General features: G+C 61.8%; 17 protein-coding genes and 4 tRNA genes. 3 read left to right on the top strand and 18 right to left on the bottom strand.

Features of this window, described 5'->3' with window-relative positions; translation table 11 throughout:
- Positions 1-37: 37 nt before the first annotated feature.
- From clpX to QZ501_RS08150, 7 genes are all read right to left on the bottom strand, one after another.
- Entirely contained in the window at positions 38-1,321 is a 1,284-nt protein-coding gene (gene clpX / locus QZ501_RS08180) for an ATP-dependent Clp protease ATP-binding subunit ClpX (RefSeq protein ID WP_077531515.1), read from the bottom strand.
- 84 nt (positions 1,322-1,405) lie between these two features.
- Entirely contained in the window at positions 1,406-2,041 is a 636-nt protein-coding gene (clpP, locus tag QZ501_RS08175; RefSeq protein ID WP_095617011.1) for an ATP-dependent Clp endopeptidase proteolytic subunit ClpP, read from the bottom strand.
- Between the two features lie 89 nt (positions 2,042-2,130).
- A complete protein-coding gene (gene tig, locus QZ501_RS08170; RefSeq protein ID WP_295718655.1) occupies positions 2,131-3,435 on the bottom strand; it encodes a trigger factor in 1,305 nt (434 codons plus the stop codon).
- A 156-nt stretch (positions 3,436-3,591) separates the two neighbouring features.
- Positions 3,592-3,676: transfer RNA gene (locus QZ501_RS08165), tRNA-Leu, on the bottom strand.
- Between the two features lie 43 nt (positions 3,677-3,719).
- Positions 3,720-3,795 (bottom strand) — tRNA-His (locus tag QZ501_RS08160).
- Positions 3,796-3,857: 62 nt separating this feature from the next.
- Positions 3,858-3,934: transfer RNA gene (locus QZ501_RS08155), tRNA-Arg, on the bottom strand.
- Between the two features lie 48 nt (positions 3,935-3,982).
- Positions 3,983-4,059 (bottom strand) — tRNA-Pro (locus QZ501_RS08150).
- A 139-nt stretch (positions 4,060-4,198) separates the two neighbouring features.
- Between QZ501_RS08150 and folD the strand changes: the two genes are divergently transcribed.
- Positions 4,199-5,050: a bifunctional methylenetetrahydrofolate dehydrogenase/methenyltetrahydrofolate cyclohydrolase FolD gene (gene folD / locus QZ501_RS08145; protein WP_160898830.1), complete on the top strand. Its 852-nt coding sequence runs from the start codon at positions 4,199-4,201 to the stop codon at positions 5,048-5,050.
- Positions 5,051-5,320: 270 nt separating this feature from the next.
- Here the strand turns inward: folD and QZ501_RS08140 are convergent, their stop codons facing one another.
- From QZ501_RS08140 to QZ501_RS08130, 3 genes are all read right to left on the bottom strand, one after another.
- A complete protein-coding gene (locus QZ501_RS08140) occupies positions 5,321-7,501 on the bottom strand; it encodes a malate synthase G (RefSeq protein ID WP_295718652.1) in 2,181 nt (726 codons plus the stop codon).
- A gap of 131 nt (positions 7,502-7,632) precedes the next feature.
- On the bottom strand, positions 7,633-9,009 hold the full coding sequence (gene cysS, locus QZ501_RS08135; RefSeq protein WP_295718663.1) for a cysteine--tRNA ligase: 1,377 nt from the start codon (positions 9,007-9,009) through the stop codon (positions 7,633-7,635).
- A gap of 30 nt (positions 9,010-9,039) precedes the next feature.
- The gene (locus tag QZ501_RS08130; RefSeq protein WP_151439404.1) at positions 9,040-10,719 is read right to left on the bottom strand and encodes a glutamine--tRNA ligase/YqeY domain fusion protein; all 1,680 of its coding nucleotides are present in this window, start codon (positions 10,717-10,719) and stop codon (positions 9,040-9,042) included.
- Positions 10,720-10,846: 127 nt separating this feature from the next.
- Between QZ501_RS08130 and QZ501_RS08125 the strand changes: the two genes are divergently transcribed.
- Together QZ501_RS08125 and QZ501_RS08120 are read left to right on the top strand one after the other, a co-directional pair.
- Complete coding sequence (locus QZ501_RS08125) at positions 10,847-11,356, top strand: peptidylprolyl isomerase (RefSeq protein WP_151439403.1); 510 nt, start codon at positions 10,847-10,849, stop codon at positions 11,354-11,356.
- On the top strand, positions 11,353-12,093 hold the full coding sequence (locus tag QZ501_RS08120) for a UDP-2,3-diacylglucosamine diphosphatase (protein WP_295718649.1): 741 nt from the start codon (positions 11,353-11,355) through the stop codon (positions 12,091-12,093). Before QZ501_RS08125 ends, QZ501_RS08120 begins: the two co-directional genes overlap by 4 nt.
- On the opposite strand, the gene QZ501_RS08115 is transcribed toward QZ501_RS08120, so the two are convergent.
- From QZ501_RS08115 to fabG, 8 genes are all read right to left on the bottom strand, one after another.
- Positions 12,094-12,708, bottom strand: coding sequence for a tRNA-(ms[2]io[6]A)-hydroxylase (locus QZ501_RS08115; protein WP_295718647.1), 615 nt, complete (start codon positions 12,706-12,708; stop codon positions 12,094-12,096). It abuts the gene before it with no gap.
- An 82-nt stretch (positions 12,709-12,790) separates the two neighbouring features.
- Positions 12,791-14,272: a sodium/proline symporter PutP gene (gene putP / locus QZ501_RS08110; protein ID WP_202405639.1), complete on the bottom strand. Its 1,482-nt coding sequence runs from the start codon at positions 14,270-14,272 to the stop codon at positions 12,791-12,793.
- Positions 14,273-14,309: 37 nt separating this feature from the next.
- Positions 14,310-17,495, bottom strand: coding sequence for a bifunctional proline dehydrogenase/L-glutamate gamma-semialdehyde dehydrogenase PutA (gene putA, locus QZ501_RS08105; RefSeq protein WP_160898836.1), 3,186 nt, complete (start codon positions 17,493-17,495; stop codon positions 14,310-14,312).
- A 93-nt stretch (positions 17,496-17,588) separates the two neighbouring features.
- Complete coding sequence (gene tmk, locus QZ501_RS08100) at positions 17,589-18,236, bottom strand: dTMP kinase (protein ID WP_192497257.1); 648 nt, start codon at positions 18,234-18,236, stop codon at positions 17,589-17,591.
- Entirely contained in the window at positions 18,236-19,261 is a 1,026-nt protein-coding gene (mltG, locus tag QZ501_RS08095) for an endolytic transglycosylase MltG (RefSeq protein WP_295718641.1), read from the bottom strand. The genes tmk and mltG overlap by 1 nt, the downstream gene beginning before the upstream one ends.
- A 29-nt stretch (positions 19,262-19,290) precedes the next feature.
- The gene (locus QZ501_RS08090; RefSeq protein WP_295718638.1) at positions 19,291-20,109 is read right to left on the bottom strand and encodes an aminotransferase class IV; all 819 of its coding nucleotides are present in this window, start codon (positions 20,107-20,109) and stop codon (positions 19,291-19,293) included.
- Between the two features lie 92 nt (positions 20,110-20,201).
- Complete coding sequence (gene acpP, locus QZ501_RS08085; RefSeq protein WP_077531530.1) at positions 20,202-20,438, bottom strand: acyl carrier protein; 237 nt, start codon at positions 20,436-20,438, stop codon at positions 20,202-20,204.
- Positions 20,439-20,566: 128 nt separating this feature from the next.
- Entirely contained in the window at positions 20,567-21,307 is a 741-nt protein-coding gene (fabG, locus tag QZ501_RS08080) for a 3-oxoacyl-ACP reductase FabG (RefSeq protein ID WP_160898839.1), read from the bottom strand.
- Positions 21,308-21,395: the final 88 nt, after the last annotated feature.

The following is a 21,395-nucleotide window of genomic DNA, read 5'->3' as shown; positions in this document are numbered from 1 at the left end:
GAAACTGACAGACGGGCTGAAAACAGGGATACCGGAATCAGTCCTCCGGAACCGCGCGGGCGGTTTCATTGTTGGCGTAGATCTTGATCGGGTCGGATTCCCCGTTGACCACACCTTCATCAATCACAACCTTGCACACATCCGGCTCGGAGGGGATCTCATACATGGTATCCAGAAGGATGCCTTCCATGATGGAGCGCAGCCCCCGGGCACCGGTGTTGCGTTCCATGGCCTTGCGGGCCACTGCACGCAGTGCGTCCTCGCGGAAATCCAGCTCCACGTCCTCGATCTCGAACAGCTGCTGATACTGCTTGGTCAGCGCGTTCTTGGGCTGGGTCAGGATCTCGATCAGGGCATCCTCGTCCAGCTCCGTGAGGGTCGCCACAACGGGCAGACGGCCCACGAACTCGGGAATCAGGCCGTAGCTCACCAGATCCTGCGTCTCAATGTGCTTCAGGATCTCGGATGTGCTCTTGCTATCAGACTGACCGACCACCTGGGCCGCAAAACCGATACTGGTCTTCTCGGAGCGCTCCCGGATCACCTTGTCCAGCCCCGAGAAGGCACCGCCACAGATGAACAGCATGCCCGCGGTATCCACCTGCAGGAATTCCTGCTGCGGATGCTTGCGGCCACCCTGGGGCGGCACGGATGCGACCGTGCCCTCAATCAGCTTGAGCAGGGCCTGCTGCACACCCTCACCCGAGACGTCACGGGTAATGGAGGGGTTGTCCGACTTGCGCGAGACCTTGTCGATCTCGTCAATGTAGACAATGCCGCGCTGGGCCTTGTCCACATCGTAGTCGCACTTCTGCAGCAGCTTCTGGATGATGTTCTCAACGTCCTCACCCACATAGCCAGCCTCGGTCAGCGTGGTGGCGTCCGCAATGGTGAACGGAACGTTGAGCATGCGTGCCAGTGTCTCCGCCAGAAGCGTCTTGCCGCTGCCCGTGGGGCCGATCAGCAGGATGTTGCTCTTGCCGAGCTCCACTTCCGGGCGCTTCTCACCGAAACGCAGACGCTTGTAGTGGTTATACACGGCCACGGACAGCACCACCTTGGCACGGTCCTGGCCGATCACGTACTCGTCCAGCGTTTCCTTGATCTCGTGGGGAGAGGGCAGACGGTCGCTCGGCTCTTCCTCGGTGGTCTCCTGGATTTCCTCGCGGATGATGTCGTTGCAAAGATCCACGCATTCATCGCAGATGAACACCGACGGGCCCGCGATCAGCTTGCGGACCTCATGCTGGCTCTTGCCGCAGAAGGAACAGTACAGCAGCTTGCCGTTATCGTCGCCCCTGCCGCTACCTTTCTCTGCCATTGGATTACCTCTGTTCTGGTTCCGGCCGCCTTGCATTGACCGTGTGCCACGGTCGAGCGACAGAAATCGGGATTGATACCAGTATTAGGTATTCCCCGAGCGTTTATCAAGTACGGCATCAACGAGGCCATACTCCGCTGACTCCGCAGCGTCCATGAAGTTGTCCCGGTCCGTATCCTGGGCGATCTGTTCATAGCTCTGGCCGGTGTGCTCCGCCAGGATGCTGTTCAGCCGCTCCTTGGTCTTCAGGATCTCGCGGGTGTGGATCTCAATGTCCGAGGCCTGACCCTGGAAACCGCCCAGCGGCTGGTGGATCATGACCTTCGAATTGGGCAGACAATAGCGCTTGCCCTGCGCGCCCGCTGCCAACAGCAGAGCACCCATGGACGCCGCCTGGCCCACGCAGAGCGTGGAGACATCGGACTTGATGAACTGCATGGTGTCATAGATCGCCATGCCGGCAGTCACTGCCCCACCCGGCGAATTGATGTAGAAATGGATGTCCTTGTCCGGATTCTCGGACTCCAGGAACAGCAGCTGCGCAACAATCAGGTTGGCCGTATGGTCATCCACTGGCCCCACCAGAAAGATCACGCGCTCCTTGAGCAGCCGGGAGAAGATGTCAAAGGACCGTTCACCCCGGGCGGTCTGCTCGATCACCATCGGGATCAGACCGGAATTGGTGACGTCGCTCGCGCCGTCGGATATCTGCTGTGTCATGGGTATTGTCGTCTCCCGGTTGTTGCCTGTATGGCGGGTTTCAGAACCCCAATTGTAGACGAGCTGGCCGGGTTTTCACCCCCGGAGCCTCACGCACCCTGCTGGGGCGGCTTCACAGCATCCTCATACTTGTATTTCTTCTGCTTGACCTTGGCATTTTCAAGGACGTGGTCCACAACCTGATCCTCAAGCACCGAGGATTCAATCTGCTGCTTTTCTTCCTCGTTGTTGTTGTAGTACTCGACCACTTCATCCGGATCCTGATAGGTGGAGGCGATCTCGCGGATCTTCTCATCAACCCGCTCGCTGTCCACCTCAAGATTCGCGTCCTGCACCAGCTGCTGGAACAGCAGACCGGTCTTGATGCGGCGCTGGGCCTGATCCTGGAACAGCTCGGAAGGCAGCTGTGAAGGATCCATCTGGCCACCGAACTGCTGCACCGCCTCCTGCTTCATGCGCTCGATCTCCTGATCGACCATGCCCTGGGGCACTTCCAGCTCTGTAACCTCGAGGAGGCCGTCAATGACCTGCTGCTTGATGCGGTTCTGGATGCCGTTCTTGAGCTCGCGCTCCATGTTCTTGCGCACTTCCTCGCGGAACTCCTCCTCGGTCTCGGCTTCAACGCCGAACTGCTCGAAGAATTCCTTATCGAGGGTGGGCAGCTGCGGTTCCTCAACCTTCTTGACCGTCACCTGGAACTGGGCCTGCTTACCCGCCAGTTCCTCGTTCTGGTAATCTTCCGGGAAGGTCACATCAAGGGTATGCTCCTCACCGGTCTTGGCGCCTACCAGCTGGTCCTCAAAACCGGCGATCATCTGGCCGTCTCCAAGAGTCAGCTGCTGGTCCTCGCCGCTGCCGCCCTCGAATTCCTCACCGTCGATGGTGCCGGTGAAGTCGATGGTCATGACGTCCTTCTTCTTGGCCTTGCGCTTGACCTCTTTGTAGGTCGCCTGCTGGCGGCGCAGGTTGTCGATCATCTTGTTGATGTCCTTGTCCTGTACTTCGGACCAGGGCTTCTCAACACTGATCTGGCTCAGGTCGCCCACCTGGATCTCGGGCATGACCTCGAAAACGGCAACAAATTCAAAGTCCTTGCCTTCCTCCACGGTCTGGGGCTCAAACCGCGGCTGGCTCGCCGGCTGTACGTCCTGCTCCTGGATCGCCTCCATCCAGGCATTACGCATCACTTCGCCGAGAACTTCCTGGCGTACGCCCTGGCCAAAGCGCTTGCGCACGACCTTCATGGGAACCTTGCCCGGACGGAAACCGTTGAGACGAACCTGTTTCGCGGCTTCGCGCAGGCGTTCATCGACCTGCTGCTCAACTTCCTCCGCGGGCACGCCAATCGTCATGCGACGCTCGATGTTGGACGTCGATTCAAGGGAGACTTGCATGGAATATCCTCAGTTATTGCCGTTCCGATTCAATGTAAAGCCGGGGATCATAGAAATGTGAACGCGACTTGGCAAGGCCGCGGCTTTCGGGGCGCTGATTCTATCACGTTCTGACCGCGCACTCCGATAGGGAAAGATCCGGGAAAGGGAAAGAAGTGGTGCGAAAGGAGAGACTCGAACTCTCACGGGTTGCCCCACTGGAACCTAAATCCAGCGCGTCTACCAGTTCCGCCACTTTCGCCCATAAAAAAGAGGTCAGCCCTGATGGCCGGAAATAGAAAAAATGGGGTGGACGAAGGGGATCGAACCCTCGACCGCAGGAGTCACAATCCTGAGCTCTACCAACTGAGCTACGTCCACCACTGAGAGGCGCGATTCTAACGCACCTAAAGGACTTCACCAAACGCCGCGTGCCAGAAAGTTGGCGCGCCCGGCAGGACTTGAACCTGCGACCTACGGCTTAGAAGGCCGTTGCTCTATCCAACTGAGCTACGAGCGCACGTTCATCCATCCGCCCACAACGGCCCGCCCAGTGAGTACCTGAAACTGGTCGGGGTAGAGAGATTTGAACTCCCGACATCCTGCTCCCAAAGCAGGCGCGCTACCAGACTGCGCTATACCCCGAAAAACTCACCCACGCCGGCTCTCAGCGAAGTTGGAGCGAATCATACCGAGGGCTGTGAACAGCGTCAACATGATTGGCGGCTGAGCGTAAAACTGCGACAATGCCGCTTTTCCCGAACCACCGTCACAAGGCCCTTACATGACAGCGCAGATCATTGACGGCAAGGCTATCGCCCTGGATCTCCGCCACTCCGTAGCGGAAAAAGTGAGCCAGCGGATCAGCCAGGGCCTGCGGCCGCCGGGTCTGGGTGTTGTGCTGGTGGGCAGCGATCCCGCGTCCAACCTCTATGTGAAGCGCAAACGCGAAGCCTGTGACGCCGCCGGCCTGCATACTGAAGATCACCATCTGCCGGCGGAAACCACTCAGGACGAACTGAACCAGTTGGTGGACCGGATGAACGAGGATCCGAACATCGACGGCATCCTCGTGCAGCTGCCCCTGCCCGAGCACATGAACCCGGACGAGATCCTGCTGCGCATCCGCCCGGACAAGGATGTGGATGGCTTCCACCCCTACAACCTGGGCCGCCTGACCCAGCGCCATCCGGAACTGCGCCCCTGCACACCGGCCGGCATCATCCACCTTCTTGACCATATCGGCACGCCCTACAAGGGCCAGCACGCGGTCATCGTGGGTGCCTCCAACATCGTCGGCCGCCCTCTTTCCATGGAACTGCTGCTCAAAGGCGCCACCGTTACCGTAGCGCACCGGTTCACTGGTGACCTGCCCCGCTTTGTGGCGGACGCGGACCTTCTCATTGCCGCCGCCGGCAAACCGGGCCTGGTCCATGGCGACTGGGTCAAGGAAGGCGCGACGGTCATTGATGTGGGCATCAACCGCAACGAGGAAGGCAAGCTGATCGGTGACGTGGAATTTGCCCCGGCTGCCGAGCGCGCTGCCTGGATCACCCCGGTGCCCGGCGGCGTGGGCCCCATGACCATCGCCATGCTGCTGCAGAACACCCTGGAAGCCGCCGAACGCCACGGCTGACTCCCCGAAAAGCGCCTGAGGAAGGTGGCGGGTAACGCTGTCCGGGACTGTCTGGAGCCATGGATGGCGGAAGACAAGCGTACAGGGGTTTACGCGACTGAGCGTAAACGGGCTTACAGGAAGTAAGCCCTGGACCTTTTAGCGGAGCAGGACAGCGCAGCTAAAAGGTATTCACAGCGTGTCCCGGAAGCGTTACCCGCCACCTTCCCCCCCCGCACACAAAAAACCCCGCCGAAGCGGGGTCTTATACCAGTCAGTTCAACTCCTGCCTCACTGACCGTACTTGGCTTTTGCCTTGCGACGATAGGCGTGCAGCAGCGGCTCGGTATAGCCACTCGGCTGCTCACGGCCCTTGAAGATCAGGTCACAGGCCGCCTGGAAAGCCACGTTGCCCTCGAAATCATCCGCCATCGGGATGTAGTTCGGGTCGCCTTCGTTCTGGCGGTCCACAACCTTCGCCATGCGCTTGAGCGTCTCCATCACCTGCTCTTCCGTGCAGATGCCGTGATACAGCCAGTTGCACAGCAGCTGGGACGCGATCCGCAGCGTGGCGCGGTCCTCCATCAGGCCGACATCATTGATGTCCGGCACCTTGGAGCAACCGACCCCTTCCTCGATCCAGCGCACCACATAGCCGAGGATACCCTGGGCGTTATTGTCCAGCTCCTGCTTGATGTCTTCCTGGCTCAGCACGGACGGATCCTTCATCAGCGGCACGGTCAGGATGTTGTCCAGGCTGGCGCGCTCACGCTTGCTCAGCTCTCCCTGCACATCCATCACGTTCACCTGGTGGTAATGAATGGCGTGCAGGGTCGCTGCCGTCGGTGACGGTACCCAGGCCGTGTTGGCGCCCGCTTTCGGGTGGCTGATCTTGGCATCCATCATCGCCGCCAGCTTGTCCGGCATGGGCCACATGCCCTTGCCGATCTGCGCGCGGCCCTTGAGGCCGGTTTCGAGGCCGATGTCCACGTTCCAGTCCTCGTAGCTGGTCATCCAGGGCGCCTGCTTCATCTCGCCCTTACGGATCACCGGCCCGGCTTCCATGCTGGTATGGATCTCGTCACCAGTGCGGTCCAGGAAGCCGGTATTGATGAAGATGATCCGGTCCTTCGCCTGGCGGATGCACTCCTTGAGGTTGACCGTGGTGCGGCGCTCCTCATCCATCACGCCCACCTTGAGGGTATTGCGCTTCATGCCCAGCGCATCCTCGACGCGGCCGAAGAGTTCGTTGGTGAAGGCCACCTCGTCCGGTCCATGCATCTTGGGCTTCACGATGTAGACACTGCCGGTACGGCTGTTGCCCACCCGGTTGTTGCCCTTGAGGTCATGGATGGCGATCAGGGAGGTGATCATGCCGTCCATGAGGCCTTCCGGCACCTCGTTGCCGTCCACATCCAGGATGGCATCGTTGGTCATCAGGTGGCCGACGTTACGCACCAGCATCAGGCTGCGGCCGTGAAGACTCATGGGCTTGCCACTGGCATCCAGGTACTCACGGTCGCCAGCCATGCTCCGGGTGACGGTCTTGCCGCCCTTCTCGAAGCTTTCCTCCAGGTTGCCCTGCATCAGGCCCAGCCAGTTGCGGTAGACGCCGGTCTTGTCCTCAGCGTCCACGGCCGCCACGGAGTCCTCGCAGTCCATGATCGTGGTCAGCGCGGATTCCATGAGCACGTCCTTGACGTGCGCCGCGTCGTCCTTGCCAATCGGGTGGCTGGCGTCGATCTGGATCTCGAAATGCACGCCGTTGCGCACCAGCAGGATGCCTTCCGGCTCGCTTTCAGAGCCCTTGTAGCCCACGAACTGGGCCGGATCCTTCAGGCCGGCCTCGCTGCCACTGTTCAGGGTTACTTTCAGCTGCCCACCGTCAACCCGGTAGCCTGTGGCGTCCGCATGGCTGCCGCTGGCCAGCGGTGCGGACTCATCCAGCATGGCGCGGGCGTAGGCGATAACCTTCTCGCCACGCACCGGGTTGTAACCCGGGCCCTTGGTGGCGCCGCCTTCCTCGGAGATGATGTCGGAACCGTAGACGGCGTCATAGAGACTGCCCCAGCGCGCATTGGCGGCGTTCAGCGCGAAGCGTGCGTTGGAGATCGGTACCACCAGCTGAGGACCAGCCACCTGGGCGATCTCTTTATCCACGTTCTCCGTGGTTGCGGTGAAGTCTTCGCCTTCCGGCTTGAGGTAGCCGATGTCCTTGAGGAAGGTCTTGTACTCGTTCAGGTCGATGGACTGGCCCTGGTGCTCGCGGTGCCAGTCGTCCAGCTTCTCCTGCAGTTCATCCCGGACCTTGAGCAGTTCACGGTTGCGCGGCGCCATGTCCGCCACGATGCGGCCGAACTCGTTCCAGAACTGGTCGGCGTCCACACCGGTTCCCGGCAGGGCTTCGTTGTTAACAAAGTCGTACAGGATTCGGGCGACCTGCAGGCCGCCTGCATTCACGCGTTCTGTCATCTTTGTGCCTCAGATTGCTGTTTTTAAGACGTTTTTATGCGGAATAACCGGACCGGTAAGCGCTGGCCCGGCGACCACGTATTCTGGGTGTGCGTATTCTAAGCCAAACGTACCGCAAAAGGACAGGCGCCCTACTCCCGGCGCCAGGTCGTGCCTTCGCGGCTGTCCTCAAGGACAATACCCTGTTCGAGGAGCTCATCCCGGATGCGGTCGGCCTCGGCAAAGTCCTTCGATTTCTTGGCCCGGGAACGCGCTTCAATCAGTTCCTCGATGCGCTCTGGTGTGAGATCCCCGGTGCCGCCCTGGAGAAAGTCGGAGGGCGCCCGCTCCAGCACGCCAAGCACGGCGCCGAGCCGTTTCAGAACCCCGGCCAGCCGGGCCGCTTCCGCTTCATCCCCGTTGCGCCGCGCCCGGTTCAGTTCGCCCGTCAGGGCATGCAGCTCGGCTGTGGCCTCAACCGTATTGAAGTCATCATCCATGGCTTCCACGAAGCGGCTGTCATACGCCGTCTCCGCCGGGTCCGTCTCGGGCTCGATGCCATCCAGCGCCTGGTAGAACTTCATCAGTGCGCCCTTGGCTTCCGCCAGGCTGTCCGGGGTGTAGTCAATCTGGCTGCGGTAATGGCTGGCGATCAGGAAGTAGCGCACCACTTCCGGATCGTGTTCCTGGAGAATATCCCGGATAGTGAAGAAGTTACCCAGGGATTTTGACATCTTTTCGTGGTTCACCCGCACGGCCCCGGCGTGCATCCAGTAGTTCACGAATGGCTGCTCATGGGCGCACTCGGACTGGGCGATCTCGTTCTCGTGGTGCGGGAACATGAGGTCCGGGCCGCCGCCATGGATGTCGAAGGTCCGCCCCAGGTGTGAGCGGGACATGGCCGAGCACTCGATGTGCCAGCCAGGGCGCCCATCGCCCCAGGGCGAGGGCCAGCTGACCTCACCGGGTTTGGCGGCCTTCCACAGAACGAAATCCGCCGGGCTGGCCTTGGCCTCGACCACGTCCACACGGGCGCCGGCCACCAGGTCCTCGAGCTTCTTGCGGCTGAGCTTGCCATAGCCGTCGAAACTGGACACGGCGAAATACACATCGCCGTTGTCGCCCTGGTAGGCATGGCCCTTCTCAACGAGGGTCTCGATCATGGCCACCATCTCATCAATGGTCTCGGTGGCCCTGGGCTCCTCGCTAGGGCGCAGCACGCCGAGGGCACCCTCGTCCTCGTGCATGGCGGCAATCATGCGGTCGGTCAGCGCCCGGAAGTCCTCGCCGTTCTCCCGCGCGCGATCCAGGATCTTGTCGTCAATGTCGGTGATGTTGCGCACGTAGTGCACGTCGTAACCGCGGTGGCGCAGGTAGCGCGTTACCACATCGAAAGCCACCAGCACCCGGGCATGGCCAAGGTGACAGTAATCGTAGACCGTCATACCGCAGACGTAGATGCCGACCTTTCCCTCCACGATGGGCTGGAAGGTTTCCTTGCGACGACTGAGCGTACTGTAGAGCTGGATCACGGGGTCTCCATCCTTTCCGGTCTCGATTTACTGGCCGCTGATCTTGGCCCAGGAGTCACGCAGGGTGACGGTACGGTTCATCACGATCCGGCCTTCACTGCTGGCCTCGGGATCAAAGAAGAAATAGCCCTCGCGCTCGAACTGGTAGGGAATATCCGCGCGCGGCGAGGCGAGGTTCGCCTCTCCCTTGCAGCCTGTCAGAACCACGAGGTTGTCCGGGTTGAGATCCTCGACAAAATCCCGCTCCTTGTCGGTGCCCGGATTCTCCACCCCGAAAAGCCGGTCATAGAGGCGCAGCTCAAGGTCCACCGCGGTCTCGGCAGAGACCCAGTGGATGACACCCTTGGGCTTGTAACCCTCGGGATTCACTCCCAGGGTCTCCGGGTCGTACTCGGCATGGATCTCGGTCACATTGCCTTCGTCATCGGCAACAAAATCATTGCAGGTGATGACATAGCCGCCACGCAGGCGCACGGCATTGCCCTTTGAGAGCCGCTTCCACTTCTTGTTGGGCGGCACCTCCACGAAGTCCTCCGCGTCGATGTACATCTCGCGCGTCCAGGTCACCTCGCGGGTTCCCATGGATTCGTCCTGGGGATGTACCGCCGTGGTCAGGGTCTCGGCCTGCCCTTCCGGATAATTGGTCAGGATCAGTTTGACAGGCCGCAGGACACACATGGCGCGGGGCGCGTTGCGGTTCAGGTCATCCCGGATGGCGTGTTCGAGCATGCCCAGGTCCACGGTGCCGCCGGTCTTGTTCACGCCCACCATATCGCAGAACTGGCGGATGGAAGCCGGGGTGAAGCCGCGCCGGCGCATACCCGAGAGGGTCGGCATGCGCGGGTCATTCCAGGCATCCACATGGCCCTCGTCCACCAGCCGCATCAGCTTGCGCTTGCTGGTGATGGTGTAGTTCACATTCAGGCGTGCGAACTCGGTCTGGCGCGGGCGGCACGGCGGGGTCACGTGTTCCAGAACCCAGTCATACAGCGGCCGGTGGTCCTCGAATTCCAGGGTGCACAGGGAATGGGTCACGCCCTCTTCCGCATCGGAGAGCGGATGCGTGAAGTCATACATCGGGTAGATGCACCACTTGTCCCCGGTCTGGTGGTGCGTCAGGTACCGGATGCGGTAAAGGATCGGATCGCGCATGTTCATGTTCGGGGACGCCATGTCGATCTTCGCCCGCAGCACATGCTCACCTTCGGCGAATTCCCCGGCCCGCATGCGCCGGAAGAGGTCCAGGTTCTCCTCGACGGAGCGATCCCGATAGGGGCTGTCCGTGCCGGCCTGGGTCAATGTCCCCCGATACTGCGCGGCGGTTTCCGGATCCAGGCTGCAGACATAGGCATGGCCGCCACGGATCAGCTCCTCGGCGTATTCATAGAGGCGCTCAAAATAATCCGAGGCGTAGCGAACCGGCCCTTTCCACTCATAACCCAGCCATGTCACGTCCCGTTTGATCGCCTCGATGTACTCCTGGCTCTCTTTCTCCGGGTTGGTGTCGTCAAAACGCAGGGTACAGTCGCCGCCGAACTGCTCGGCCATGCCGAAGTTGACTACGATCGACTTGGCGTGACCGATATGCAGGTAGCCATTGGGCTCCGGTGGGAACCGGGTGACGACGTGGTCATGACGGCCTTCGGCAAGGTCGTCCTGGATGAGGGTTCGGATGAAGTTGCTGGCCGGAGCTGATTCGGAACTCATGGATGCTGTGACACCACCGGGTTGATTTGAAAGCCGCCATTGTACCTGCTCACCGCCACGATCTCATGCATGGCGGAAAACGATGCCTTACAATACGGCCCATTTGGACGCGAAAGGATATAATCTCATGGTCGTTCTGGAAACCAGCGAAGGCCGCATCCTGCTGGCCACCGACGCGGAGAACGCCCCCGTCACCACCAGGAATTTCCTTGCCTACATCGATTCGGGTTTCTACAACGGCCTTATTTTCCACAGGGTCATCAGCAACTTCATGATCCAGACCGGCGGCTTCGGCCCGGACATGGAGCCCCGCAAACCCGGTGAGCCGATTCCCAACGAGGCGGACAATGGCCTCAGCAACCGGCGCGGCACCATCGCCATGGCGCGCACCATGAGTCCGCATACCGCCTCTTCCCAGTTCTTCATCAATGTCAACGATAACGGCTTCCTGGATCACACCGCCAAGACCCAGGACGGCTGGGGCTACTGCGTCTTCGGTAAGGTGGTGGAAGGCATGGACGTGGTCGACCGGATCCGTGAGAAACCCACCACGGGCCGCGCCGGGCACCGCGATGTGCCGGTGGAGGATGTCATCATCCATCAGGCCTATCGCACCAATGAGGGAGCGGACGCATGACCACGCGTTTCATTGCCGACCTGCACCTGGAGGAAAGCCGCCCGGACATTACCAACGCTTTCCTGGGATTCCTCCCGGCCTACGCCCACAACATTGACGCGCTCTACATTCTCGGAGACTTCTTCGAGGCCTGGATCGGGGATGACGAGCACACGCCCCTGCAGGAAACGGTTGCCGAGGCACTTCAGGCGGTGACGGCCACCGGCACCGCCCTGTACCTGATGCACGGCAACCGGGATTTCCTCATCGGTCAGGACTTCTGTGACCGGGTGGGCGCCACATTGCTGGATGACCCCACAGTCATCGACCTCCATGGGGAACCCACCCTGCTGATGCATGGCGACAGCCTCTGTACCGCGGATGAGGAATACCAGAAATTCCGTGCAACCATGCGCAACCCCCAGTGGCAGAAGGCATTCCTCCAGCGCCCCCTGGCGGACCGCCAGACCGTGGCCCGCCAGATGCGCGAAATCAGCCAGGCCAAAAACCAGGGCAAGGAACAGACCATCATGGACGTCACACCGGAAGAGGTGGTGGCCGACATGGAACGCCACGGGGTGCAACAGCTCATCCATGGCCATACCCACAGGCCAGCAGTGCATGAGCTGGAAGCCAATGGCGCTCCCGCCAGACGTTATGTGACCGGCGACTGGCACGAAAAGGCCTGGTACATCGAAGCCCGGACGGGAGCCTCCCCCGAACTGCTCAGCGTGCCCTTCGCGCAGCTGGCCGGCTGATCACAGCCAGTCCGGCACACCACTGTGGAAGCGGAAGCTGTCATCCGGTGACTGGATCAGCTCCGCCTCCACCGCCAGAAGCCTCTCAACCCGCTCCTTCACTTCGTCACCCGCCGCTTTCTCGGCAAGCCTGAGGTAATCCTGGTAGTGACGGGCCTCGGACTTGAGCAGCGAATCATAGAATTCCGCCAGCTCCTCATCCAGAAGCGGTGCCAGCACCGAGAAACGCTCGCAGGACCGGGCCTCGATGATGCCGCCGATGATCAGGGTATCCACCAGCCGCCCCGGCTCCTCCTTACGGGCATGCTGGTGCAGCCCCTGGGCGTAGCGGGCCGGTGTGAGATGCCGATACTGGATGCCGCGTTTCTGCAGGATCGACAGCACCTGCTCGAAGTGCCGCAGCTCCTCGCGCGCGAGCCGGGACATCCGATGCAGCAGATCCGGATCCTCCATATAGCGATACATCAGGCCCAATGCCGTTGAGGCGGCCTTCTTCTCGCAGTGGGCATGATCAATGAGCAGCAGTTCCTGGTTCGCCAGTGCGGCGTCGATCCAGGGCTGTGGTGTTGCGCAGGGAAGAAAGTCATGAATGGGGGAAAGATCAACCCGGGCCATGCCAGCGCTCCGTTAAAAAGCGCCAAGCATAGACCCGGGCTGATCCGGGGTGCAAGGCCGCCCCTAGGGGCAGCCCATGGAGTCAGCCGTTAACCTTGGCGAACTCGTCAGCAATCTCCTTCTCCGGCTCGCCGGTCGCCATGGAACCGATCACGACGGCAATGGCTGCGAACAGGAACCCGGGCACGATCTCGTACATGTCGAACAGACCGCCGGAGAGCTGCTTCCAGACCACCACGGTCAGGCCGCCGACAACCACACCCGCGAGTGCACCCATCTTGTTCATCCGGGGCCAGTACAGTGACAGCAGGATGACCGGACCGAAAGCGGCACCGAAGCCGGCCCATGCATAGGAGACCAGGTCCAGCACCATGCTGTCGTCATCCAGCGCGACCACACCGGCGATCACCGCGATCACGATCACGGCGACGCGGCCGATGCGGACCAGCTCCACAGCATCGGCGTCTGGGCGGAAGAAGCCCTTGTAGAAGTCCTCCGCCAGCGCGGACGACGACACCAACAGCTGCGAGTCAGCCGTGCTCATGATGGCGGCGAGAATGGCGGCCAGCAGGATGCCCGCAATCACGGGGTGGAAGAGCGCATCCACCAGCATCATGAACGCTGTCTCACGGTCCTCCAGCCCCTCGGGCCCGAAGTAACCGACGGCCGCCAGCCCTACCAGCACAGAGCCGACCAGAGTGATGGCAGTCCAGGAAACGGCGACCCGGCGGGCATAGGGTACCAGGGACTCATCGCTGATGGCCTTGAAGCGGGCAAGCACGTGGGGCTGCCCGAAATAGCCAAGCCCCCAGGCCAGCGAGGAGATGATCGCAATGGCTCCCAACGCTTCTCCATCGGCACCTGAGAACAGCGAGAGCGTACCCTGCCCTTTCTCAAGCAGCGACGCTTCCATGCCGGACCAGCCGCCAACCTCGCCACTGTTGATTGCGAGAACCGGCACCAGCATCAGAGCAGCCAACATCAGAAGCCCCTGGACCACGTCTGTCCAGGATACCGCCAGGAAGCCACCGAACAGCGTATAGGATACCACCGCGAGTGTGCCCACAATCACTGCCCACTGGTACTCGAGGCCAAAGACGGTCTCGAAGAGCTTACCGCCGGCAACCAGCCCTGAACTGGTATAGAACAGGAAGAACAGCAGAATGAAGAAAGCGGCGATAACCCGCAGCGCCCGTGTGTCATCCCGGAAACGGTTCTCCAGGAAGGACGGGATCGTGAGCGAGTCCTTGGCCGCCTGCGAATAGTTTCTCAGGCGCCTGGCCACAAACAGCCAGTTCAGGTAGGTGCCCACCAGCAGCCCGATGGCGATCCAGCTCGCGCCAACACCATTGGCAAAGGCCGCCCCGGGCAGCCCCAGCAGCAGCCAGCCGCTCATATCCGAGGCACCGGCACTCAGAGCCGAAGGAATCGGCCCCAGGTTCCGCCCGCCAAGGATGTAGTCCGACAGGTTCTGGGTGCGCATATAGGCAATGACACCCAGCGCCAGCATTACTGCAAGGTAGAGAATAAAGGTCCAGGTGACTGCAACTGTGTTTTCAATCATGATCCGGCTCCATCGGGGAATGCCCGTTTATAGTTGTTCATCCGATTTCCTCCACACCCAGCGACAGGAGGGTCGCATTGCCACCCGCCGCCGTGGTGTTGTTGGTCCTGACACGCTCGGTGGCGAAACGCGGCAGGTAGTTGGGGCCACCGGCCTTGGGGCCGGTCCCGGAGAGTCCACGTCCACCAAAGGGCTGGACGCCGACCACAGCACCAACCTGGTTGCGGTTGATATAGGTATTGCCGACTTTGACCCGCCGCTCAATATAGGCGGCAGCGGATTCACTGCGGCTGTGAATGCCCAGGGTAAGGCCATAGCCCGCTCCGTTGATCTCGTCGATCACGGAGTCGAGCTCGCGCGCCTCGTAGCGGACCACGTGCAGGATGGGCCCGAAGAATTCACGGTCCAGATCCTTCATGCCGTTGATCTCATAGGCCACAGGGGGCACGAAGTAGCCTTTCTCCGCATTGTCGGGCAGCGGAGCCTCACCGATCAGGCGGTTACGCTCACGCAGCTCAGCCACATGCTTCATGAGATCATCATAGGCTTCCTGGTCGACCACCGGCCCGACATCCGTTTCAACCCGGATGGGATCCCCCAGGCGCAGGTCCCGCATGGCACCGGCAAGCGTTTCCTCGATGATGTCGGCAACATCCTCCTGTACATACAGTACGCGGAGCGCCGAGCAACGCTGGCCGGCACTGCCGAAGGCGGACATGATCACGTCCTTGACCACCTGTTCCGGCAGTGCACTGCTGTCCACGATCATGGCGTTCTGGCCGCCGGTTTCCGCAATCAGCGGAATGATCGGCCCTTCCCGGGCGGCCAGTGTCCGACTGATGTGATGGGCAACACCAGTGGAGCCGGTGAAGGTGACACCCGCAAGGCGCTGATCGGAAAGCACCTGGCCGCCGATGCCCGCACCGTCACCAGGCAGGTACTGGATCACACCCGGCGGGAAGCCGGCCTGCAGCATCAGTTCCGCGCACCGGCCACCGATCAGGCTGGTCTGTTCCGCCGGCTTGGCCAGTACCGTATTGCCCGCCGCCAGCGCCGCCATGATCTGGCCGGTGAAGATCGCAACCGGGAAGTTCCAGGGGCTGATGCACAGAAACACCCCGCGGCCTTCCAGGTAGTATTCGTTGGATTCCCCGGTGGGCCCTGGCATCTCCATGGGCTCGGCAAACTGCCGGCGCGCCTGCATGGCGTAGTAGCGGCAGAAATCCACGGCCTCGCGCACCTCGGCAATACCGTCCGGCAGGGATTTACCCGCCTCACGGCTGCACAGGGCAATCAGCTCATGCTCATTGGCCTCCAGCAGATCCGCATAGGCTTCCAGGCACTTCGCCCGCTCCTCTGCTGGCGTACGGTTCCAGGACTCGAAGGCCTCGTGGGCCGTACTCAGCGCCTTCTCGACAATGTCCTGACGGCTCCAGGCGATCTCGCCGGCAACCCGGTCACTGTTGTGGGGATTGATCACCCGGGTCCTGGTATTCGAATCGCAGCGCTCCCCGTTCACGATCGGCGTTGCCTTCCACTGGTGTTCCGCCCACCGCTCCAGACCCTGCTGGAAGGGCCTGAGATCGGACAATACCGCCAGGTTGTGGCCACGGGAATTGCGTCGTTCACTCCCGTAAATCTCCGGGGGCCGGGGAATCCGTAGATCCGGCAGGCTGCTGTGGGCCCGCAGTGCATCCGCGGGGTGCCCTATGAGATCCTCAATCGGCGTCTCGGCATCCACCAGGCGGTGAACAAAGGAGGAGTTGGCACCATTCTCCAGCAGCCGCCGTACCAGGTACGGCAGCAGATCCTTGTGGGCGCCCACCGGCGCGTAGATCCGCACGGGAACCCTGGGGACCTCGCCCATCACCACGGAATAGAGGGCATCGCCCATGCCGTGGAGCCGCTGAAATTCGTATTCCGCGCCGTTCTCATCGGCCATGTTCAGCACCGAGGCCACAGTGTGTGCGTTGTGGCTGGCGAACTGCGGGAAGATATAGCCCTGGGCGTAGTCACTGAGCAGGAACCGGGCACAGGCCAGATAGCACACATCCGTGCCTTCCTTGCGCGTGTAGACCGGATAGGTCTCAACACCCATCATCTGGGCGTGCTTGATCTCGGTATCCCAGTAGGCTCCCTTGACCAGCCGCACAGGAATGCGATCCCCCTGGCGACGCGCCAGAGCGGCAATCCAGCACAGCACCGGCAGCGCCGGCTTGGAGTAGGCCTGCACGGCGAGACCCAGCTCCCCCCAGCCCTTCGCGGCTTCGGACTCGTAAACACTGCGGAAGATCTCCAGCGAGAGCTCAAGGCGGTCCATTTCTTCCGCGTCCACCGTCAGGGGCACCTGCTTCTCCCGGGCAAAGGTCACCAGCCGGGTCAGCCGCCTTACGAGTTCCGTCTTTGCCCTTTCCTCCTGAGCACGCTCATAGCGCGGGTACAACGCGGACAGCTTGATGGAAACCGAGGGCACCGGACGTTCGCCACGGGGATAACGGTCATTGCCCACCGCCTCAATCGCCGTCCAGTAATCATTGAAATAGCGCGAGGAGTCGGACTCGTTGAGGGCCGCCTCCCCCAGCATATCGAAGGAGTAGCTGTAGCCCTGATCCCGGTACTGGCGGCCTTCCTGAAGGGCTTCATCAATATCGCGGCCTAGCACGAACTGGCGGCCCATGATCGCCATGGCCTGGTACATGGCCTTTCGGATCACCGGCTCACCGGCACGGTTCACCAGCTTGTGCCAGATGGATTTGGGATGGCCGTCCAGCCCCGGGTCCATCTTGACCACACGACCCGTGAGCAGCATGCCCCAGGTGGAGGCATTGACCATGACGGATTCGCTCCGCCCCAGGTGCCTGCGCCAGTCGGCGTCACCCATCTTGTCGCGGATCAGCTCATCAGCGGTATGCGCATCCGGAATCCGGATCAGCGCCTCCGCCAGGCACATCAGCAGGATGCCCTCTTCAGTATCCAGGCTGTATTCCTGCAGAAGCGCATCCACCATGTGGACGGAGTCATCCTGTTCCCGGACCTTGCGGATCAGCCCTGTGGCCCGGTCCGCAATGGCCTGGCGCTCGCGCCCATCGGGCTCCGCCAGCGCCAGCAGTGACTCAAGGTAGGCCGTTTCATCGGTGTAATGGTTATCAACGATACCCTGCCAGAGAAAATCGGTATCATCGTGGGGGAACGACGGGTCAAGCACCCGACTGGCATCAAACATAGCGTTCGGCCTCCAGCAGCTCTGGGCGTGATACCTCTGCCCGCATGGTCTATCCATTCATTAAAGCAGAGGTTGTGAAACCCTGCACAACAATCATTGCAGGGACGGCCACTCCCTGTGGAGTTCCTCCATCGTCCTTCGAACAGCGTCCGCGACCTCATCCGCTGTCACTTCTGCATCAATACGCCGGTAACGGTTGGCAGGATTGCCGGCGCGCGCCTCGTAAACCTGGCGCACGCGCTCAAAGAACCGGACCCGTTCGTGCTCAAAACGGTCCGGCTCCCCACCACGCCCGGCAACCCGGGCCATGCCCGTTTCCACTGGCGCATCGAGCCAGAGTACGGCATCGGGGCGCAGCGTTTCCCCCTGGACCAGGGATTCAAGCTGCGCCACCGGTGCTGAATCCAGCTCTCGCCCACCCCCCTGGTAGGCGTAGGTGGCATCCGTGAAACGATCACAGAGCACCCACTCTCCCGCTTCCAGCGCCGGCCGGATGACACGGGCCAGGTGCTGTGCCCGGGCCGCGAACATCAGCAGCAGCTCGCAGGTGCGGTCGACCGGTTCCTCCCGGGAACGCAGGAGCAGTTCCCGGATCTCCTCCGCCATGGGCGTACCACCCGGTTCACGGGTCACACGGTGCGCCACACCCTTTTGCGTAAGCCAGTCACTGGCACCGCGGATAGCGGTGGACTTTCCCACCCCCTCGGTCCCCTCAAAAGTGATGAAAAGCCCGCGCGCCATCAGTCTGCTCCGTTCTCCGGTGCCGGAAAGGACCGGTAGTCCTCGCTGCGATTGAGTTGATACCGGCGCACCGCCTCATTATGCCCTTCAAGCGTGCTGGAGAACTGATGGGAGCCATCACCCTTGGCGACAAAATAGAGGGCATCGCCTTCCGCCGGGTTCACCACCGCCCGCAGCGACGCCTCTCCCGGCATCCCGATGGGGGTGGGCGGCAGACCATCGATCCGGTAGGTGTTGTAGGGCGTGTATTCCCTCAGATCAGCGTGGCCGATGCGGCCCTGGTAATCATCGCCCATGCCATAGATCACGGTGGGATCCGTCTGCAGACGCATTCCCCGCTCCAGCCGCCGCACGAAAACACCGGCGACCCGGGGTTTCTCCTCACTGAGCGGCGTCTCGAGCTCGACAATCGAGGCCAGGATCAAGGCTTCATAGGGGCTATCCAGAGGCAGGTTTTCCTGGCGATCCCGCCAGACCCCGGAAAGAATCCGCTGCATGCGGTCATGCGCCCTTTCCAGAACATCCAGCTCCGAATCGCCATGCTCATATTCATACACCGCCGGGAAGAACCAGCCCTCGGGGTGCATGCCTGAGCGCCCTAAGCGCTCCATCACCACCTCACCACTCATGCCCTCCAGCTCATTGCGCAAAGGCTCCGCGTCAGCCAGGCGTGCGCGGACCCGTTCGAACGTCCAGCCTTCCGGTATGCGCACGGTCCAGGTCTGGGTATCACCTGCTACCACACGACGCACAAAGGCCAGTGGGGACATGCCGTCCTCAAGCTGATACACACCGGACTGCAGCTGCGTCAGTTCAGGCTCCAGGCGCGCCCGCAACCGGAGCCAGAAAGCGCTGGGAAGACGCCCCCGCGCCTCGAGCTCACGCGCCAGTCCCTGCAGGGTGGTCCCGCGCTCAATCTCGATGGTGACGGGATGCTCAAGCGCCAGCGGCTCCTCCATGCGCTGGAACTGCTGCTCGATGAACAGCCAGCCCGCGATTGCCGCTACGGCAGTCAGGAGGAGCATGAAACCAACAACACGCTTAACCAACCGCATCACCCGAGTCCAAGCTCCCTGTTCACATCCTCAACCAGCCGCCTAGCCTCAACGTTGGTCGGCACGATACTGTCACCACACTCGCTGACGGGCACCAGGCCCATGACGCTGTTACCCAAAAGCAACCCGTGGTTCCGGAAGTCGGCGCCCAGCAGAGCCCGCTCCTCGACCGCCAGGCCGAAGCGGCCCGCGTTGCGCACGACCCACTCCCGCAGAGTTCCCGCGACGGCGAGCTGCTCCCGTGGCGGCGTCACGAGAGTTCCATCGACCACGGAAAACAGGCAGGTACGGGTTCCCTCGACCCAGCCGGAACCAGCGCCCGCGGCCATCAGGCCCTCGAACTCACCGTCTGAGAGTTCGGCACTGGCAAGCACCTGCTCCAGGCGTGCCAGGGTCTTGTAGCCGCCGCCCGCTGCCATGGAAGACAGGGGCTGCTGGCAGAGACGGACCCTGGCGCCTTCACGCGGCACCGACGGAGCCGGCACCAGGGCCGAGATCACCCTGGGAGACACAGTGTCAGGCGGCCGATACCCCCTGCCACCCGAGCCCGCCGTAACCGTGACCTTGAGCACAGCCGGCGCCTGCGGCGCGAGCAGCCCGCGTTCGGCGGCCTGCTGCTGCCAGGCATCCAGCCCGTCCGCATCAAACGGGATTCCAAGCGCATGGCAACCGGCCAGAAGCCGCTCCCGGTGCGCCTCCAGCAGGACCGGGCCGGCCGGGGTCACCCTGAGAGTCTCAAAAACCCCGTGCCCGTAGGCCAGCCCCCGATCATCAGACGGAACCACCGGGTCATTTCCCGGCCAGATCCATTCGGGCATCAGCTCCGCTCCCGCTGCCTGAACCAGTCACGATCAAAAAAGCCGCCCATTCTCAGGGCGGCTTTGGTACCGATCGAACCGCGTTGGTCCGTTCAGCTGCTGTGGGATTCGATGTAGTCCACCGCGTCCTTGACCGTGGTCAGCTTCTCGGCTTCCTCATCCGGGATCTCGGTCTCGAACTCTTCCTCAAGAGCCATGACCAGCTCAACCGTGTCCAGGGAGTCGGCACCCAGATCCTCTACAAAGGAGGAAGTGCTCTGTACTTCAGACTCTTTTACCCCCAGCTGTTCACAGACAATCTTCTTAACGCGCTCTTCAACTGTACTCATAATGTCCTCATTTGTGCGTCCAGCAGTGCTGGCGTGCCAGTTTAGTTGAATCCCCCGGGCCGGACAACCAACCCGGAAGGGGCTGACTGGAAGCCGCCCCCGCCCTGTGATGGCGGGAACGCCCTCCTTCAGTTCATGTACATGCCACCGTTGACATGAATCGTCTCACCATTGATGTAGGCCGCCCCTTCGGAGGCGAGGAACACAGCCAGGTCGGCCACTTCCCCCGCCTCGCCGAGGCGACCCGCCGGAATGGCTGACAGCATGGCATCACGCTGGCTTTCGTCAAGCTCTCGCGTCATGTCCGTTTCGATGAACCCCGGAGCAATGGCATTGACGGTGATACCACGGCTTGCCACCTCCCGTGCCAGAGAACGGGTCATGCCCTCGATGCCCGCCTTGCTGGCGGCATAGTTCATCTGCCCGGCGTTCCCCATACGGGCAACCACCGAACTCAGGTTGATGATGCGCCCGGTGCGCGCTTTCATCATGCCCTTGAGCACGGCCTGACTGGTGCGGTACACGGCCGAGAGATTGGTGTTGATCACCTCATCCCAGTCCTCGGGCTTCATGCGCATGGCCAGACCATCCCGGGTCACACCGGCATTATTGACCAGCACTGTTGGTGTACCGACATTCTGGCCAATCGCCTTGATGCCCTCGGTGACACTCGCTGCATCACCCACGTTCATGACCACACCGTCACCCTGCCAGCCCTGCTCGTTGATACGGCCCGCGATGGCGGCAGCGCCGGATTCCGATGTTGCTGTTCCAATCACCGTGGCACCGGCGCGGGCAAAGCGTTCCAGAATCGCACTGCCAATGCCACGGCTCGCGCCGGTTACCAGAACCACCTGTCCTTCCAGCATCCTTTTCTCCCGTTAAACGTGGCTGTCAGCTGCCCTCACGCACCGCGTCGAGCGCCTTCTGCATCTGTTCAGGGGTATCCGTGGGATG

The sequence above is a fragment of the uncultured Halovibrio sp. genome (assembly GCF_913056445.1).
In the GTDB taxonomy this organism is placed as follows: Bacteria; Pseudomonadota; Gammaproteobacteria; order Pseudomonadales; family Oleiphilaceae; genus Halospina; species Halospina utahensis_B.
The sequence above is the reverse complement of the archived record's forward strand: the minus strand, read 5'-3'. Positions and strand labels throughout refer to the sequence as shown.